The organism is Gracilimonas sp., assembly GCF_040218225.1.
Classification (GTDB): Bacteria; Bacteroidota; Rhodothermia; order Balneolales; family Balneolaceae; genus Gracilimonas.
In genome coordinates this window covers 104,287-123,629 of sequence record NZ_JAVJQO010000008.1, presented here as the reverse complement: position 1 = coordinate 123,629, position 19,343 = coordinate 104,287, and the positions used below count along the sequence as shown (strand labels likewise).

Here is a 19,343-nt window from a genome sequence, read left to right as displayed (position 1 = left end):
TGATTATTATTTAACAAGCATCATCTTTCGGGTAAAAACTTTTTCACCGGCTTGCAATCGGTAGATATACATTCCGCTGCTTAAATTGCCTGCGTCAAAGTTTAGCGTATATGAGCCGGCGGCTTTTCTTTCATTTGCCAGCTGTGCTACTTTTCTGCCTAAAACATCAAAAACTTCCAGCTTTACCACTCCGGCTTTGGCAACATCAAAACTAATGGTTGTAGTAGGATTGAATGGATTCGGATAATTTTGCCGTAAGCGAAAGGAATCGGGTAAATCAGAATCTGATTTTGACTCTGAAGAGGTTAGTAATCCTTCTTCCGGTGTTTCGAACTGTTTTGTGGTATAAATTCTGAATTCACCGGGTTCTAAAGTAAACGTCATATTCGGGTCACCTACTGTAATGGAAGTTCCTTCAAAGAAATTATACCAATCTCCTGAAGCGGGAAATGTCACCTGTGCATCGGTTTCAGTAACCCCAAAGTTTCCGACCACTAATGCATCCGAATCATCATGCTCCAGTACATATGATTTTACAGCTTCACTCAGGGTATAAGACGCACCATCAGGATTAGTAAACACCGGGCTGCTTTTTCTCAGGCTGATTAAAGAGCTCCACGTTTTATAAACTTTCAATCGCTCGTTATCAGTGTAATAATTCCATCTGATGGGCTTCTCGCTTACTCTTCCGGGATCGCTTGCCAGACAATCTCCATTTCCGCTTCCCCCCGGTTTCAGACATTCATCTTCACCCCAACCGTAACCCAGTTCCCCAAATTGCCAAATCATTTTTGGTCCGGGCATGGGAAAGAAAAATGCACCCACCAGTTTTTGCCGGGCAAGTGCGGTACCTAATTCTTTGATATCATAGTTACCTGCTGAATTTCCAAATTTCTTCTTTTTAAGCATCAGCCACTGCTCATCATGACTTTCCATATATCCAACAATGTGGCGTTGCTGAAAACTGGTTCTCGATTCAGCAACTACCCCAACCAGGTTGGATTTCCCGTTCTCATTATACCCCATGGATGCTTCACTGTAGGCAAAATTCATGTTACCCCAAAGCATCACCCCTTTACCTTCATGAACGCGGTAGTTGGCCCACTCTTTTTCTTCGTTTTCGGTTCCCAAATGCTCAAAAATGACGATGAAATCCGGATCAGCTTCCCATTGGTAGTCCGAATATTTTTTCAGCAGGTCAACGCGATCTTGTTGGTAAGCACTGGTACACGAACCATTACTTTCGGTACAATTTTGAGTAAATCCTTTGGTCAAATCCCACCGGAAACCGTCAATCTTATACTCATTGATCCAGTGCTCAATCATACGTTTTGTGTAGTACTGAGTCCCGGAATAAGAGTGATCAAAATCGTTGAATACATTAAATGCGTGTCGCGGCTGTGAGTTGAAATAATATTCGTCATCATTTCCATAGAGCTGATAAAGAGGGTTTGCACCGGTGGCATGATTCATTACCACATCCAAAATAACCGCCATCCCTCTTTTGTGAGCTTCATCCACAAACTTTTTAAAAGCTGTCGGGGTACCATAGAACTTGTCGAGTGCCAGATGATGATTGGGATTATATCCCCAGCTCAGGTTTCCATCAAATTCACTCACGGGCATAAGTTCAATGGCGTTAACACCAAGGTTCTCGAGATAATCAAGTGAATCAGTTAGTGTCTGAAAGTTCTTTGTATCAAGGAAGTCCCGGAGCAGCAGTTCATAAATCACCAATTCCGTCTTCTCCGGGCGCTGGTAGTCGGTCGCTTCCCAGTCGTACAGAGCTTTACCGGGCTGAAGCACGGTAACCCATCCCTGAGTATAGTCAGAAGGATATGGCATCAGGTTCGGGAAAGTAGTGGCGGATATATACTGATCGTTAAAGGGATCCAGAACCAATTCAGAGTATGGATCGGAAACCCGCAGTTCTCCATCCACCAGGTATTGCATACCATACTCCTCTCCGGGTGTTAGGCCGTCAATCTCAATCCAGTGCCAAACGCTGTCTGGATTTAAGGAGTCTTTTTTCATGAGATATTCCTCACTCACTTTCCATTCATTAAAATCCCCGATAGCGAATACATAATCCTTTCCGGGAGCAAATAGAGAAAGTGTCACTGAAGTTCCGTCCTGACTGTAAGTGATTCCATCTTGCAGACCTTGTGGGCGTGCAGCCTCTTCCGGATTTACATCCGGGAGATAGGCAAAAGAAACCGAATCTGTTTTTGTTACCCCTGACTCCGTTACCGCTATGAGTTTTATCGTATTTTCGCCTACTGAAAGTGAGACGGAGGCTAAATCTGTAATAGAGAAAAGCTGCCGCCCTGTATCATAGTTTCCGGCAAATGAGCCTGCTGAAACCCCATTTACAAGATATTCAGAGGCATCTACATCGATAGGATCACTTGCTGTTGCAGCTACAGTTGCCCAGATTTCATCTTCTTCCCCTACAATTTGATTGTTGGAAGGCTGGAGCTGAAAAATAAGCGGGTTGGTTACCTCGATGAATGAGTCGTTATTTTGTCCGATTGCGATATCATTGAGAGGATCGGTGAACCACTGCCATTCCGTTCCACTCGCATTATATTGTTCGTGAAATTTATAGGCATACCCTGAACGGCCCTGATAGCTGGAAGTACCTCCTCCTACAGTAAGACTAACCGTTTGATACCAAAACCCGTTAGCCTGATCCTTCTCCATCAAAGAACCATCTGTTGTACTTATCTGACCGCTGCTATTATTTCCCCAGTTATTGAATTGTCCGGGAACAAAAGCTCTCACTGCATTTTCATTGGCATAATATCTGAATGTAACCTCAATCGTGTTCTGGGCTGATGAATCAATAGCCGTAAAACTGAATACTAACAAAAACAGTAGTGAGCTTAAATACTTCATAGAACTTGAATTAGACATCGATTTTCTTACCGTTTACTTCTGTAGAAGTACGGGTAATCAATTCTGGTGTATAAATTGTTTGAGAAATGGCTTTATCCGGCTTATTCATGCGGTCGATAAGGTTTTGAGTAGCAAAAAATCCCATATCTCTCATTGGCTGACGAATTGTGGAAAGTCCCATGTATTCAGCCAGTTCAATATCATCGTAACCAATAATTGGAATCTGCTTTCCGGTATCCTGCATGGCTTTAAGTGCGCCTACAGCCTGAATATCAGAAGCACAAAAACAGGCTTCCGGTGTAGGTTCCATGGTCAGTATTTTAACCATAGCTTCATATCCAGCCCGTTCTGTGAATCCATCCCGGTACATACTGTCTCCTTTAACAATCAGTTCCTGATCGAAAGGTATATTGAACTCTTTCAGAGCTCTTTTATATCCTGATATACGGTCCTGGATTGGTTTTGAGGTTTCCAGAGCAGATAGCATGGCTACACGTTTATAGCCATCCTGGAAAAGGCTTTTTGCAGCACGGTAAGCTCCCTGGGCATTATCCACACTAACAGAGTCAAAGCCTTCGTAGTGTTCATCTAAAAGGGTAATTGGAACATTATACTTTTGAAGTTTGCTCCAGTTTTTATCGTTAAGATGAATGGAAATGAAAAGATATCCTTCTGCCCATCTTCGTTTCAGGACATGCTCCACCTGTTCCTGAATATCTTTATTGGGTGAGATATTGAAAATACTAAGCTCATAATTTTCTTCGCTTAGTTTATCCTGAATACCGCCCAATACCTCCATAAAGAAATAATTTGAGATAACAGGTACCACAATCATCACCGTATTGCTCTTGCGACTGGCAAGCCCTTGTGCAAAAGCCTGAGGGTGATACCCCATTTCATCTGCTACCGCCAATACTTTCTTCTTGGCTTTGTCAGACACTTTGGCGCTGTTATTGAACACACGGGAAACCGTGGCAATACTTACACCTGCTTTCTTAGCGATATCATATATAGTTGCTGGCAAATCGAGTGGTTTATTTAAGAATACGCAGGTACCGGTCAAAGTACCTGCGAATAAAAGACTTATTAGAGAATAATCAATCTACTTGATTAACATCATTTTCTTGTTCTGAGTAAATGTACCAGCTTCAATTCGGTACAGATACATTCCAGATGCAAGATTGGACGCGTCGAACTGTACAGTATGCTGTCCTGCAGTTAAACGGCCATTTACTAACTGAGCTACTTGCTGTCCAAGAATGTTGTAAACCGTCAACGTAACCTGAGTTGCAGAAGGCAACGTGAAGTTAATGTTGGTTGTCGGGTTAAACGGATTCGGATAGTTTTGGCTCAGAGAGAATTCTTCTGGTGATGTAATGATTTCTTCGTCTTCGTTAGAAACAACTACATCGTTATCACCTTTACCACCTCGGCGAACCACAACTGGTCCTTCTTCCGTGGCAAGGATGTATTCGTCATACAGGTCATCGTATACAGAGTCTCCGCGAACGAAGGCACCAAATACGAATTCTACCTTAGTACCACTAATACGAGTGTTATGGTCAGCACCGAAACCTGCTTCGTTGTCATAACCATTAATACCCAGTTTGAAAGCACCCTGACGAGCATCTCCGGCACCGAAAGACTTAGTCAATGTCCATAGAGAGTCACCGGCAACTGCATCACCATTTTCTCCACTGTCATTGAACTTGAGGTCTTCTGCCCCACCAAGAACAGGTCCCCAGTCTTCCCATCCACCAGCTAACAGAGGTCCGTTACCAGATAAGAATTCAATGGTTGAGTCCTGTCCGCCACCGGCCTGAACATCTGCAGGAAGTGCTAAACTATCTGCCAGGTGGTAATAAGCTGCACGAAGGTCTACTTCAAAGACTACATCAGTATCTTCGGAGAATACATCGTTAGGCCCAATTCCATCGAAATAAGGAATGTTACCATCAGGAGCATTTTGAGCCAGGTATCGGCCTTCAAATAATCCAGCTTCGGTAACGGTAATCATTCTATTATCTCCACTTTCCCAAGTCACAGATTCGTCCGAATTAGAAATCGTGAACTTGTAAGCATACGTACTTGGTATCGGTTTGTCGGTACTGAATGTCACAGAACCTTCGTAGATACCTTCGGTTTGAGATTCGGTCAGGTTGTAAACACCTGCACTCCAATCTGATTCAAAAGCACCTGTCACAGAAACCGACTCATTTTCCGGATCAAAGTTGCCATTAAGCTCCTGGATAGACATATCTACCTCGAAGAATAATTCTACTTCGCCAAATACAGCATTGTTTAAGTCAGAGTAGTCAAACTCAGGCATTGAAGCATCTAATGTTGCATCGCCGCTAACTGTAAAGGTCCGGTTGTCATTACGGGTTTCATATCCGCCAGAAATACGTCCGGTATTAGAATAGATATGGTATTTGTATGCGTAGTCACCTGGTGAAAGAACAAGAGTTTTGGTGTAAATACCATCCTCATCTCCATCAACCAGGGTATCAGCAGCTGTATCCCACCCATTCATAGAACCAGGAATAGTGACAAAATCTTCTCCGGGCACAAAGGCAGCAGAGTCGATGATATCATTCATATTAGCCTGGAAAGTGATTTCATAACCATTAGTATGCATTCCCAGGTCTGAAAAATCATTTTGATCTCTAACAATCCACTCTGATGTTGCAGCATCAGTTCCAAAAGAACCTAACGCAACCGGATTACCTACAAATACATTTGCTTTCCTGATCAATGTCTGTTCATTGGTGGCTTCAGTTACACCAGCTACATCCCAAGCCGAGCCAGGGTCTGTACCTAATTGACCAAAGTGATCAATGATTTCCCAAGTCCCTTCATTATTAACAGCTAAGGCTAAAGCGTCGTCACCGTTATAGAATGTAATCTCATCAGTGGTATCTGCAACACTAAGTATTGCCTGATCAGCACTTGGATTAGCTATTACATATACATTTCCAGCAAGAAGTTCACCGGTCAGGCTAAGGGTATCCTGCCATTCAGCTGAACCATTGTTAGCTCTGTAAAGTCTATAAGCACTTAAATCCACAGTATCGCCAGTGGCGTTATAAATCTCCAGTGCCTTGTTATTACTTGAGCCTTCAACATATTCTGAAAAGAACACTGCTGGTGCTTCAAAATCAGAGAAGTTTGTGTAAGCAGCAAGACCGTTTACACCGTCTAAAGCATACACATTGAATGTTCCATCTTCATTTACTTTTGGATAGGCTTCCCCATGAATAGAGCTAAATGAGTCTGCATCATCTCCCATAAGCGGAGATTCTCCAACAGTAACAGGTGCAGTTGCGTCATTTACATTGTACACATAAACCTGACCTGTTTTGTTACCAGCATTAATACCATCAGGACGGTAGGTATAGATAGAAAGATGACTTTCGCCATTCATTTCAAATGTACTTAAACCGTTTCTTGAGCTGGTAAAATCAGTGGAATTAAACTCACTGTTATCAACATAAGCACCAGCACTGGTATATCTTTTGGGCGCTGTGCCGTTTGCAACAACATAAAAGTCGCTGGTTCTTCCCACTGAGAGTGGTTCGGCATCGGCATTGGCAGCCAGGGCAACATTGGAACCTGAGAGCGTAATTTTCTCCATATCCCAATTTGCTCCCTGATCTGATGTTGTAGCAACATAGATCACTCCAGGATTACTACTGGCGGCAGGCATCCATATTTCGACAGTATTGTCGGCCACAGAACCCTTTACACTGAATTTGTCGCCAAGACGAATAGAATCAGGCAGACTTAAAGTCAATGAATCTGCATAAGCACCGCCTTCTGTTGTCCACCAATAAAGACGGAAAGGGGAAACCGTTGCATTTGTAGTTAGGTTTCCTAAGAAAATAACCCCGTCATCAGAAAGTTCAACATCGTTTAGTGGGTAGGTACCACCACTTACACCCGATAAGTCGAAAGCTGTAGCAGGAGTTACATCTGCTCCGGTAGCTGCGTCCATAACCTGGATTGTATTATTAGTGCGATCAGCGGCATAAATTCTTTCATTACCTCCAACCGTACCATAAGCAATCCCTCGTACGAAGCCTGCATTAAACCAAGTTGGCAGCGGCTCTTCAGCACCGGTACGTGCTGTACGCTCCCAAACGGTATTTAGTACTTGTGCCTGAATATCCAGTGTAAATGCGAGCATTATAAACGCACCTACAAAGACACCCAACAAGTGTTTTTGTATTAATCGTATCATTTGTTCTCCATTGAGTTTAACTTTTGATTTTTGTGTCATCGCTAAAAACGATAACGGATTTAGTTCCAATTTTGAGAAATAGTCAATCCTGAGGATTTTAATATCTGCACTCGAAAAGGCAAATATTGATAACTATTCTGTCAAAATATGAGTGAGTAAATTGTTGTGTATTCTTGTTCTGTTTCTTGTTAAAAATCAATTTGTAATGTCCAGAGAATAGGATCTTCCAGGTACTCATGAGTCATATAAGTGGCTCCAAAGTTTGCCCCTATTCCATTAAAATCATACTTCAAACCGAAGCCAGCGGTAATACTTTGATCTTCCGTTTGGCTGGAAAGGAAGCTCCGGTACCCTCCTCTGAAAAAAACCATGTCGTTGAATCCATATTCAATCCCAATATCTAAGCTTTCGGAATTATCACTGGGGTGCTTCGCGTCGATCGCAAATTCTATTTTATGGCTCTCGATATCCAAAGCATCAATAGCAACCCCAACCTTAAATAATAGTGGCATGGGCCAGGAGTCGGTTGCCAGGTATCCTTCGTTCCGATCGTTATTACCATTTATACCTTCATCCACATCAATAGGCTGGCGAAGGTCATCTCCGGTCATTTGCATTTCATTCCCGAAATTGGTCATAGACATCCCAATTCTCAGGTTTTTAAAACTTGTTCGATACAGAACTCCAAGATCAACAGCGAAGCCGGTTGCTGATTCATTCCAGATTTTTTCCTGTACAAACTTTGTATTTGCTCCTATAGAAAACTGATCGGTTATGAACCGGGAATAGGAAACCGCAACTGCAAGATTGGTCGGACTAAAAACTTCCCCGGTACCTTCGGGTATATCAATGGTTCTCACTTCGATTTCACCATGATCAATAGCACGCACGGAAAGGGCAAAGTTTCCAATATCTCCCCCATGAATAACTACCGAAGCATCCTGAATCTGGGAATCCAGAAACCAGTTCATATTCGAAAAAGTAACGGTGTTGCTTTCAAGCTGAGCCATGCCGGCAGGATTCCAAAACATGGCGCTTCCATCGTTAGCAATAGCTACATAAGCTCCTCCCATTGCACTAGCTCTGGCACCAGAAGAAATGCTCAAAAACGCAGCTGATGTAGTTCCAACTTTATCTTGTGCCTGCACATTTGTTGTTAAAACCATGCTGGTTGCTAACAACAAACAGTACTTGACTGCCTTAACTATGTTCATTGTTTGACCTTTCATTATTTAATAAGTGCAATTTTTCCTGTTTTAGTACCTACGCCCGGAGCTTTCAGGTGGTAATAGTAAACTCCATACGCTACATCAAGATTTTCTCTTGTTCGTAAATCCCATTCTACTACTCCTCGGTCTATGGAATCGTCATGATTAAGTTCGCGTACCAGTTCTCCACGAACAGTAAAGATCCTGATCGTTGACCCTGCCGGCACATTCTGAAACATAATTTTGCGTTCGCCTCGGCCACTGGTAATAGTCGGTGGTAGTTTTCCTTCCCAGCTGGCTGCGCTCACATATGGATTCGGTACAACCCTTACCTCATCTAGCTGGTCTTTGGCGGTTTCGTTATCCACATTTGATGATTTGGTTGTAAAAGAGTATGTATCGCTGGAACCAAAAGACTTGTACGTTTTTATCTCATAGACATCACCGGCTTCCGGCAATTCACCAGTAGGCACCCGGCCCTGTCCAAGCACTGTCTCATATACAATCCTGAATTCAAAGACCGGACTCAGGGAATCTCCAAAGCTATCGTATATATATATATACTCATAATCACCTAACTCACTATAAGAAGCACCATTTTCAAATTCATTATTAGCTCTAAAGTTTGTTTGATCGAGAGCAAATGGCACTTCTTGTCCAGTTACGCTATTAGTAATTTTAAAATTGACAGGTGTCGATGTTGTGTTAGGAGCGTTTTGACCTGTACCATTAGTGGTGTCAATTGAAGTAGCTACCGCTTGATCGAAAAACTCAATACTATAGTCGTATGGAGCATCAAGTGCTTCAAATTGCCAAAACGGACTGTTACTTAGAATACCTTCACGAACCAGCACGTCAATCTTTAATGAATCTCCATCAGCCCAGCCAGACTCGTCGCTGTTTACACGGGTTTCATCATTCTGGAATGCCAGTCTCATACCATCAAAAATATTCGATTCTGCGTCTGAAAGTGGTATATCTGAAAGAATAATATCTCCGTCATTAATCACAGAATAAGTAGATGCAGGGAACGTATTCCCGGGGAACTGCACTTCATATTGCGCATTTTCTTTGAGGAAAACAGGGTCCAGCACTTCCACAAATACCTCACCGGTAGCATTACCCTCAGGGTGACCAACATCGCCAACAATAGAACCAGCCTGATATCCCAGAACAGGAGTGCTAGGTTCTACCTCCACCACATTTATATCCGTGATGGTTGAGCCGTCATCACGAATAGTTACCGAGAAATTATTCTCAGCCGGATAGAAATCTATGCTTCCACGATCGTATGCAGCAAGGGCATAGTAGTAGGTTTGCCCATTTACCACATTGGTATCAACGAAAGAATGCCTGAGTCCGGTATCATTACCTAAATAAAATGGAACCCCGCGCACCCGATCGGCAAGGTCAGGGTTGAACACATAGGAAGGATCGTTTTGACCGGTTGAAGTATCTTCAGCTGCCTGCCATAACCCCCTTATTCCGTTATCAAGATCAAACTGGGCTATTGGTTCCAAAAGTGCATCGTTTCCAAAGGCATCGGTAATTCTGCCCGGGTCCAGAAAGTTGGGATCTGTACTTTTGAATATTTTATATCCTTCAAAATCCTGCCCTAAAATCGGATCAATGCTTTCTTCAGCGATGCTATTCCAGTACAGGGTCACTTTCTCATCTCCCACTGCTGCTTTAAGGGTTGGCTTCTCAGGAGGGCGTGCAAAGTTGTAGTTCCTGTTATAGATCTCCTGAATAGTTCGAACATTATTGGTGATATTTGCGAGATCTTCACCAAATACTAATGCGAGTGAGAAGCGAATGGTCTCTCCCGGCTCGAGCCTGAAATAACCTGAGCTAAAGATAAAGTCTCCATCTACACCACCGGCCTGACGGTCTTCATTAAGCTGGTTATTTGGGGTAAAGAAACCGGGAGACATAGCATCCCAGACTTGTGGGTCATCATTCAAACGAACAGCGCCCGGAGGAGTAAAATAATAGAAGCTGGAAAGACCAACCTGATCGGTTTCATCCACATCAAGGTTTTCAAAATTGGGCTCACCAATATCAGGAACGCCATTTCCTTCTCCGGCATCCCCTGTTCCGGATACACCATCAGCACCTACGTCGTCGGTAAGTGGATTCCAGTCACCATCGTTATCAATTCCATCGGACCCTGATTCATCAATCATTGGGTTCAGAAGCCCATGATTAATAGAATCTTGTTGAGTTGGCGAGCCATTCCCTACATCTTCGGCAAAGCCGATGTAATTCTTATAATAAAGTGGCGGTAACAGTTCAATTCCACCTGTAATTCTTTCCTGACGTCGCTCAAAGTGTAATTTCTCATCTTCATCAATCAGGCCATCCAAATCTTCGTCAAGCAGGTTTTTCTCTGTTACAGTGATCGTCTCGGTTCGGTTCTGAACTTGCTTTGTCGTTTCCTGGAGGGTCATACCCGGAGAGAGCTGATACTCAATGCCCTGAGAAGTAACCGTGGTTGTACCACTTCCCAGAAAGATAAAAGAGCGTTCGCCGGTTTCTTCGTCAATCAGAATAATCGGGTCACCTTCGCTCAGCGTTCGGGGAAGAAAGTCCTGTGGCTGGAAAACATTGCCTTGTCCTGCCAGGGATGGATCTACATAAGGAAAGCCATCAATATTTAATTGATTCGGATCTCCGTCTCCGTCGTTATCAATGCCGTCGTCAGGGTCACCGGGACTTTCCATGAATGCATACCCTACATACCCTACATCATTTCCATCAGCATTGGTACCATCGGCATCCCATGAGTACACGATTCGGTTAGCCTGATCAAAGAAAGCAAGGTCATCCTGCGTATCACCAGTACCTGATACCGCACTTTCCCCTGCTGCCGTCCCAACTACTAACCCAACAGAAACCCGGGGATAAGTAGTCGTACTGGTATTGGTTAATTCATAGATATAGAACATCGCATCCTGGGCCAGGAACTGGGACCACTGAAGTCCTCTGACACTCATAGCCAACCCCTGACCATCTCTGGAAGGATCTGTACTGTCTGGCTCAAACGGTGATATCTCACCCTGACTAGCCAGATCATTCATAAACTTATCATTGTGATCGTCGGTCCAGAAATAGGTTTCAAAATCCGCATTTTGAATACCCCGCCCAAAGAACCCATTCCACTCAGGACTCCCATCCGGAGCTACCCACGTAGGTTGGTCAGGCCATCTGTTTGGCCAGGTAGATTCATCCACACTAATAGCCGGACGATCATTATCACCATCATTGTTAGCAAAACCACCCATAGGCTCAAAGCCCCAGAATTGGGTCTGTCCGGGACGTATACTTTGCCCTGCTCTATCACCAAAATTAGTCACCGAATGCTGTACAAGAGAATCAGGCTGACCATCACCGTTCGTATCTACCGGTATTTCAAGTGAAATGACCGGAGATACATCCCCAATATAGTTTACATCAGAACCCCGTGGCCATTGCCCCCGAATTTCACCCACACCAGCTAGATATCCTGTATTGTGAAAGGTAATCCACACACGGTTACCATCAGACTCCGCACTTTTTCTATATTCCCTGCTTGACCGATATTGTGGATCTTTGAGGAAATTGGGCACGTTTTGAGCAGTTGCATAATCCTGCACAAAAAACAGAACGGCAAACAAGACGACTAAGCTGGATGTAAGTTTTTTCATGCTTTTTTGAGTATCAAACAGATGCATATTGGTATTCAATTAAAAATTATATCGGACTCCAAAAACCACTCGTCGCGGCTCGTTGTAAAAATCAGGACGGTTGTAATTCTCATTCAGATACCTGATATCTCCTCTGAATGTCTTCAGGTCTTCATTTCTGTATAGTGAGTATTCGGCTGTTCCGGTATCAGAAAAAACACCCTGCTCGTTACCGGTATCGAGCACATTGTCGATCTTGGCATAAACTTGCAGCCTTTGATCATTGCCCATCGAAATATTTTTGGTAAGGTTCAGGTCCAGATTATACTTTGCCGGACGTCGCTGACTGTTCAAAGGGTTTACAGAAGGTGGAGTAGTCCCGGTACGGAGTGTGTAATCGGGAGTATACGGGAAACCGGAACCGGCATTAAAAATAGCGCCAAAACCCCACCCTGTTGTTGAGGTGTAGTTGGCTGTCAGGTTAACAGTATGTAACTGATCCCAATCCAAAGGTACAATTCGTTTTTCAAGCTCTGTTTTAGCAGCGGCTGCATTGTAAGCTTGCGAAGGGTCAGATGCATTCCCTTTTGCAATCTGGAAGGTATAGTCGGCAGTAAAGAACAGGCCATTAGAGAACCCTTGATCAAATGTTAGCACGACCCCTTTTATAAATCCAAAATCAGAATTTTTAACGATGCCATAACGAACGGATGTTCCATCTACTACCGTAGGGTCGGTTGCCGTACCCGCAAGATTCCTTATATCTCTAAAGAATGCCGTCACTTCTACCGCTGAAGTCCTGCTCAGCTCCTGCTTGTAGCCCAACTCACCATTAATTGTTTTTTGAGGTTTGAGGTTGGCATTGCCAAGCAATCCAATTAAACCTGAGCCACTGCCAAGACGGAAAAACGGGTTTTGATATAGCAAGCTAAAATTCGGAATCTGGAAAAAGTGGCCGTAAGAAAAGTGTAATGCTCCTGTTTCAGAAATTGGAAACGCAACTCCTAATCTCGGACTAAACTGCCATGTAGGTTCTGAAGGCTCAAAAACGAGATCTTCATTATCAGGACGTTGTTCCTCAAATACTACATCAGGATCAGTTGGATCAGTAAATACTTTAAAGTTTGAATCGAAATAATCAAAACGAACACCAGCGTTGATAATCAGGCTTCCTATCTCAACCTTATCCTGAATATATCCTGAAATTTCTATCGGATTTACATCATAAGCGGAGTTCACAAAAAGGGTGTCTACTCCTCCATTCGGACTGTTTACAATCGAAGTTTTGTCGCTGAACTTAAGTGAATGATACCGGTACTCAACCCCGGTTTTAATTTGGTTTGCACTATTTACCTGGCTGGTAATATCAAATTTCCCAATGATCGTGCTTGTCTCGCGGGTTGTTCTTCCATTATCAGTCCCTCCGATAATAAAATTGGAAGTAATATTACTTGCCCTGAAGCCTGCATAGTCATTGGGCAAATACCTGGAATCGTAAGGGTCTTCGAAAAGATATGATTCATATTTTTTATAGGTATTAGACACACTTACATCGTAATAGGTATTACTTGAAAGGGTGTGAGTCCCTTTTAAATAAGCACTGTAGTTTCTGGTGAATTCCTCACGGGAAAACTGCGGCATGAACTGGGCTGAATGATTGTAGTTTTGAAATTCTTCACCTCCAAAAATACCATTAGCTGAGATCTTAACCCCGGATAACGGACGCCAGGTCAACTTCACCTGGCCATTTAACTTTTCATATGGATTCATGTTAACCAGAGATGAATCGCCTGATCCTAATGTATCAACCAGCCCAAGCTGACCTAATGAGTTGATACCTACATCATTATAATCAAAGACTTCGCGCCCAGAAAACCAACCGTCGTTACCAAAATACCGTCCACTTGCGAAAAAGAAGAGTTTGTCTTTAATGATTGGGCCATCAAGACTCACCTCAAAATTACGAACTGCGACCGGACTAATCTGGCTTATACCTCTGAACAGGTCGGTTCGGGTTGAAGCATAATCACCTAAAAATGTATTCACAGAACCCGTGAAATTATTGCTTCCGTCCTTGGTTACAATATTGACGATACCACTCATGGCTTGTCCGTACTCAGCATTAAAAGCCCCGGTAACTACCTGAACTTCTTTAACGGAACTGTTCTCAACCCCGGCTGAAAGACTTCCATCAAATACATCCGTAACCGGGACTCCATCAACCCAATACCCAACTTCTCCTGTACGTCCTCCCCTGAAGTGTCCGTCAACTACCCCGGCCTGTAATTCTACAACTTCTGAAAAGTTTTCGACCGGAATCGCCTCAATTTGCTCACTGGTAACCGAAGATAAACTGGCTGTCACATCCTTCCTGATCAATTCACGACCAGCCGTTACGGTCACCTCTTCACCTTCCAGCACTTCGGCACGGAGTTCTACATTAATTTCTGTGGTCAAATCAATAGAAACACGCACATCCTGAACAACCGTTTGACTATACCCAATATATGACACCAGCAAAGTATAACTTCCAGACTCCACACCGGTAATAATATATTCGCCATTTACATCGGTAGCATCTCCCTTGGTAGTTCCCTCAATTATGACACTAGCTCCAATAATTGTTTCACCGGTTTCAGAATCTGTTACAATACCACGAATTTTTCCATATTGAGCAAAGGCGGTCGCGGTAATAAGGCTAAAAAAGAGTATGAAGAGATAGCGCATTAATCCAACATTATTTATTCCGGTTCTTCCAAGTAATTTAATGTAAGCGCTTACAAATTTCCAAGTGTTTTTTCAAAAAACACTCCTTTTGTACAGAAGACATGGCAAGAGAAGAATCCCCATCAATCAATTACAATTAGTAATTAATTAACAGAAACTTAACAGTACCGATAATTCAACCGATATTTATAGAAAAGCTCCGGCTTGAAAGACGATGTAAATTTTCGGTTTTTTTAGCTCTGAAAATTCTGAGAATGAATGTAAGTGCTTTCAGGTTTTTTTCGAATTATGACTTAACCGGTTTCTTTTTTCCATATCTATCCCGGATATAATTGTCTAAAATATAACGGAATTCCTGACCTATATTGTCGCCTCTCAGCGTAGTAGAATGTTCACCATCTATGTAAACCGGAGCCTTGGGCTCTTCGAAAGTTCCGGGTAGTGAAATTCCAATATTAGCATTCCTGGATTCTCCCGGGCCATTCACCACGCATCCCATCACAGCAACATCCATTTCCTCGACTCCCGGATATGCTTTTCTCCAAACCGGCATCGACTCTACAATGTAATCCTGTATTTCTTCTGCCAGCTCCTGAAAGTAGGTACTTTTGGTTCTCCCACAACCCGGACAAGAGGTTACCTGTGGAATGAAATTTCTGATTTTCAGGGATTGTAGTATTTGCTGAGCTACCTGTACCTCCAGCGCCCGATCTGCCCCGGGTTGAGGAGTTAGTGAAACACGAATGGTGTCACCTATGCCCTGTTGCAGAATCACGGAAAGTGCTGAGGCACTGGCAACCATTCCCTTCATTCCCATTCCAGCTTCGGTAAGGCCTACATGCAACGGATAATCCACTTCCTCGGCGATACGTTCATATACTGTAACCACATCCTGTACACCCGACATCTTACAACTAATGATAATCTTGTCAGAAGCAAGCCCGACATCCTCCGCCAGTTTGGAAGAACGTTTGGCGCTTTCTACCATGGTATCAAGCATGACTTCTTTTGCGGACTTCGGCTTTGGCAGCTCGTTATTGGCATCCATCTTATCAGCAAGGAGCTGTTGATCGAGTGATCCCCAGTTTACACCTATTCTCACTGGTTTGTCGTACCGGATAGCCTGCTCCACAATAGTAGCAAAATTTTCATCGCGGGTTTTAGTGCCCGTATTTCCCGGATTAATCCGAAACTTAGCCAAAGACTCAGCCATATCCGGATACTGAGTTAACAGTTTATGACCGTTATAATGAAAATCACCTATGATGGGCACCGTTACTCCCCTCTTCATCAGTTTTTCTTTGATGTGGGGAACCGCTTTCGCAGCAGCATCATTATTTACGGTAATGCGAACAAGCTCTGAACCGGCCCGGTGCAGGTGTTCAATTTGATCTGCCGTTTCATCAATATCTGCTGTATCGGTATTCGTCATTGACTGAACCACAATAGGCGCGCCACCTCCAACGGGAACGTGACCTACCATTACCTGTATTGATTTCCGTCTCTTTATTGCCGACATAATGCCCTAATCTTCCTTACTTAATTCAAATAGTTTTCGTTTTTCTTCTTTGGAAAGTGAATCGTATCCCTGCTTGGAAATTTTCTCCAATATGGCGTCCAATTCTGACTGATCCATTTCTTCCACAATTTCAGCATCCTGAACAATATGCATATTTTTATTGCGGGGTCGTTTTGAACCTGATTTCCCAGCCGGTTTCACTTTACCAAACATATATTCTACGTAACGGATAACCATACTAAGGTCCGTTCCGTTTTTATGAGCTTTCACCAATAAATATCCGCCAAGAGCTCCTCCAAGGTGTACCAACCTGGCCACTCCATCTCCGCTTCCAAGAAATAATATATCAATGGCAATCCAGCCGGCTACAAAAAATCGGGCTTGTATAGGAGGAAATAAAAATAACATAATCGGAGCTGTGGGAAATAGCATGGCGAAAGCAACCAGAATTCCAGTCACTGCGCCGGATGCTCCAATTACCAAAGCAGACCCAAATACAAGAGCAAAGCCGGCATCCAGAATAGCCCCTAAAAGTCCGGCTCCGAAATAAATAACGGTGAAGGTTCTGGGGCCCAGTGTCTCTTCAACGGCTCTGCCCATCCACCATAACCACAGCATATTAAACAGGAAATGCAGAAAGCCTCCATGCAAAAACATGTAGGTAACAAGTCTCCAGGGCTGCGTCAGGAAAGTTGGGAAAGATGGATCAAAACCAAGATTGGGAACAACCCAGCTATTGAGAGCTTGCCCTCCCAGCATTTGAATCACAAACACCACGGCGTTTATAGCTATGATAGTCCGAATTGCCACCGGCATTCTCATGAATCCACGCTTGAAGGCGTTTCCAAATGAGTCATAATTCCCGCTGTTCATATTACCACCGGTAAAAAAAGAAGGTCCTTTAACCATAATACTCCGGTTTTTTGAGTCCCCAGTATTTGATCAGCACAAACCCAACTACAATACCTCCAAGGTGAGCAAAGTGAGCTACACCACTGTTCGGCATCGCCAATCCATTGAACAGTTCAAATAGCCCATAGAAACCTACAAAGTACTTCGCTTTTATGGGTATGGGAGGAATCAGCAGCATTATATATCGGTCAGGAAACATCATACCGAAAGCAAGCAAGATTCCAAAAACAGCACCGGATGCGCCCAGCGTATAGGTAAAATATCCGCCAATAAACATATGGATGATAGCAGCTCCAACTCCCGTCAATAAATAGTAGATAAGAAATCGTTTTGAGCCCCAGAGGTTTTCAATGGCCTGGCCGAATATCCAAAGTGCAAAAAGGTTTAGAAAAATATGGCTCAGATCGGCATGCAAAAACATATAGGTAACCAACTGCCAGGGCATAAAACCATCGCCCAGTGGATTTAAAACCAAATACGGAGCAATGGCTGCGCCAATAGGAGTCCAGCCTGCACCAAATAGCTGCTTGGTGAGCAGATACGCCAATGCATTTATGATCAAAAGATTTTTAATTACCGGCGGGAATACTGAAAATTGGGTATTGGGAGAAAAATTATCCAAAAAATTCTGCTTTATTGATGATTCTTTTTGACACGTGAATATACGTTGATTCCGCTCAAAGTTACGCCCGGAATTCCTTGTCCCGGATAGGTTGTATCTCCAACAAGATACAAACCTTTGAACGGAGTTTCGTGTGGAGTCCAGTTGAGCAAGCTTCGTGCCATACTTTGGGGAATTCCACCCACCCTGCCTTTTTTACGGTACACCCAGTTTTCCCAGGTAACCGGTGTTGCGGTATGTATGACATCAATTTTTGAGTCTGCAAATCCGGGTAAACGTTCGTTAAGTTTCTCAACGATAAAATTCTCAACCTGTTGCTTTGCATCCTCATATTGGCCATTCAGTGAGTACCAATATTCAGGAGAAGCGTGAGTTGAAATATTGAGTGTTCGGCTGCCTTCTTTTGCACGTGCAGTATCTCCTCGTTTTGACATGGAAATGAAAATAGATTCTGAATTTGTAAACGGGATTTTTTCTCCATCCTTTAAATGAATCTGGTGATGCAGAGGCAACTCATCCGGATAAGTGTCATTGGTGGCAATACCAAGGGTAATGGCCCCCCAGGCTTGATCAAAATCGTTAGACTCTTTCTCAAAGTAATCTCTCATTTCACCTGAAGTTATACGGGGCATATTCCAAACCGGGATATTTGAAATCACAACCGGTGCCTGATATACAAACTTTTCCTTTCGTTTGTTTTTAGTATGAACCGTGAATTGTGTTCCGTCCCAATCAATCATCTCTACCCCTTCTTTGGTGTGAAGGGCCCCGCTTTTGCCATGGATAAATTCCCTGATAGTATTCACCATTTCCACTAATCCACCGGGGACATAAAAATTAGAATAATTGGTATAGGTAAGTCCGGCCGCTCCAAAAAGGAACGGAGTTTGAGCCGACTTTGCCTGAGCGGTTATCATTAATTGCTCATCTACAAACCGCCGGAATTCTGGTGTATCCACTCCATACTTTTGCATCACATCTTGTACCGATTGAAAAGCATACTTTAGCACCCAAGCATCCAGCGGATTATTGTTGATGGCTAACTGCCCCCATTCAGAAAGTCTTTGCGGTGGGAAAAAGGGATTCTTAAGTGAAACCTTCCACACCAAATCTGATACAGACAGGGCTTTTTCCCAAAAAGCACGCTGACCGTCAGCGTTCCCAAAAACACGAATACATTCCTGAATCCATTGCTCACGGTCTTTATAGCGGGTGATTGTTTTCCCACTCAGTTTAACAGACATACTTGGGGTGATTTCCTCCCTTGGAATTTGAATCCCGGTTTCTTTTTCCAGCTTCCAAAGCGGCTGGTTTTCATCAAACCCAATGAGCGTTGTGGCGCCGGACTCAAACACATATCCTTTCCGGAAATAGGATGAGGAACAGCCTCCGGGTGCATGTGCTTTTTCCAAAATGAGGACTTTATAGCCATCATTAGCGAGCATGGCACCCGCACTCATGCCTCCCATTCCTGATCCGGCAATAATAACATCATAGTCTGTATTGATATTCATGCCGTCCAAACAACAACTACACCGCGCTTTGTTCCTTG

Annotated in this window: 10 protein-coding genes; all 10 read right to left on the bottom strand. The window is 43.4% G+C overall.

Translation table 11 applies throughout. The features are described 5' to 3' along the window. Positions 1–6: 6 nt before the first annotated feature. A complete protein-coding gene (locus tag RIB15_RS11810; protein ID WP_350202363.1) occupies positions 7–2,898 on the bottom strand; it encodes an alpha-amylase family glycosyl hydrolase in 2,892 nt (963 codons plus the stop codon). A gap of 10 nt (positions 2,899–2,908) precedes the next feature. Continuing rightward, entirely contained in the window at positions 2,909–3,922 is a 1,014-nt protein-coding gene (locus RIB15_RS11805; protein WP_350202362.1) for a LacI family DNA-binding transcriptional regulator, read from the bottom strand. 78 nt (positions 3,923–4,000) lie between these two features. Further along, positions 4,001–7,138 carry a T9SS type A sorting domain-containing protein gene (locus tag RIB15_RS11800; protein WP_350202361.1) on the bottom strand — a complete coding sequence of 1,046 codons (3,138 nt, stop codon included), beginning with the start codon at positions 7,136–7,138 and terminating at the stop codon, positions 4,001–4,003. Between the two features lie 188 nt (positions 7,139–7,326). Beyond that, on the bottom strand, positions 7,327–8,304 hold the full coding sequence (locus RIB15_RS11795; protein ID WP_350202360.1) for a PorV/PorQ family protein: 978 nt from the start codon (positions 8,302–8,304) through the stop codon (positions 7,327–7,329). Positions 8,305–8,366: 62 nt separating this feature from the next. Further along, positions 8,367–12,032, bottom strand: a complete 3,666-nt coding sequence (locus tag RIB15_RS11790; protein WP_350202359.1) for a hypothetical protein — start codon at positions 12,030–12,032, stop codon at positions 8,367–8,369. Positions 12,033–12,071: 39 nt separating this feature from the next. Next, a complete protein-coding gene (locus RIB15_RS11785) occupies positions 12,072–14,738 on the bottom strand; it encodes a TonB-dependent receptor (protein WP_350202358.1) in 2,667 nt (888 codons plus the stop codon). Positions 14,739–15,024: 286 nt separating this feature from the next. Then, entirely contained in the window at positions 15,025–16,257 is a 1,233-nt protein-coding gene (gene ispG, locus RIB15_RS11780; RefSeq protein WP_350202357.1) for a flavodoxin-dependent (E)-4-hydroxy-3-methylbut-2-enyl-diphosphate synthase, read from the bottom strand. Positions 16,258–16,263: 6 nt separating this feature from the next. Next, positions 16,264–17,166, bottom strand: coding sequence for a rhomboid family intramembrane serine protease (locus tag RIB15_RS11775; RefSeq protein ID WP_350202356.1), 903 nt, complete (start codon positions 17,164–17,166; stop codon positions 16,264–16,266). Beyond that, a complete protein-coding gene (locus RIB15_RS11770; protein WP_350202355.1) occupies positions 17,159–17,791 on the bottom strand; it encodes a rhomboid family intramembrane serine protease in 633 nt (210 codons plus the stop codon). The genes RIB15_RS11775 and RIB15_RS11770 overlap by 8 nt, the downstream gene beginning before the upstream one ends. Before the next feature lie 11 nt (positions 17,792–17,802). Further along, positions 17,803–19,305, bottom strand: coding sequence for a phytoene desaturase family protein (locus RIB15_RS11765; RefSeq protein ID WP_350202354.1), 1,503 nt, complete (start codon positions 19,303–19,305; stop codon positions 17,803–17,805). Between the last annotated feature and the right edge of the window lie 38 nt (positions 19,306–19,343).

What these genes read in the sequence shown, in the direction of transcription:
- RIB15_RS11810 (WP_350202363.1), bottom strand. Translation starts at nt 2,898, where the DNA reads ATGAAGTATTTAAGCTCACTACTGTTTTTGTTAGTATTCAGTTTTACG.
- RIB15_RS11800 (WP_350202361.1), bottom strand. Translation starts at nt 7,138, where the DNA reads ATGATACGATTAATACAAAAACACTTGTTGGGTGTCTTTGTAGGTGCG.
- RIB15_RS11795 (WP_350202360.1), bottom strand. Translation starts at nt 8,304, where the DNA reads ATGGTTTTAACAACAAATGTGCAGGCACAAGATAAAGTTGGAACTACA.
- RIB15_RS11790 (WP_350202359.1), bottom strand. Translation starts at nt 12,032, where the DNA reads ATGAAAAAACTTACATCCAGCTTAGTCGTCTTGTTTGCCGTTCTGTTT.
- RIB15_RS11785 (WP_350202358.1), bottom strand. Translation starts at nt 14,738, where the DNA reads ATGCGCTATCTCTTCATACTCTTTTTTAGCCTTATTACCGCGACCGCC.
- ispG (WP_350202357.1), bottom strand. Translation starts at nt 16,257, where the DNA reads ATGTCGGCAATAAAGAGACGGAAATCAATACAGGTAATGGTAGGTCAC.
- RIB15_RS11775 (WP_350202356.1), bottom strand. Translation starts at nt 17,166, where the DNA reads ATGGTTAAAGGACCTTCTTTTTTTACCGGTGGTAATATGAACAGCGGG.
- RIB15_RS11765 (WP_350202354.1), bottom strand. Translation starts at nt 19,305, where the DNA reads ATGAATATCAATACAGACTATGATGTTATTATTGCCGGATCAGGAATG.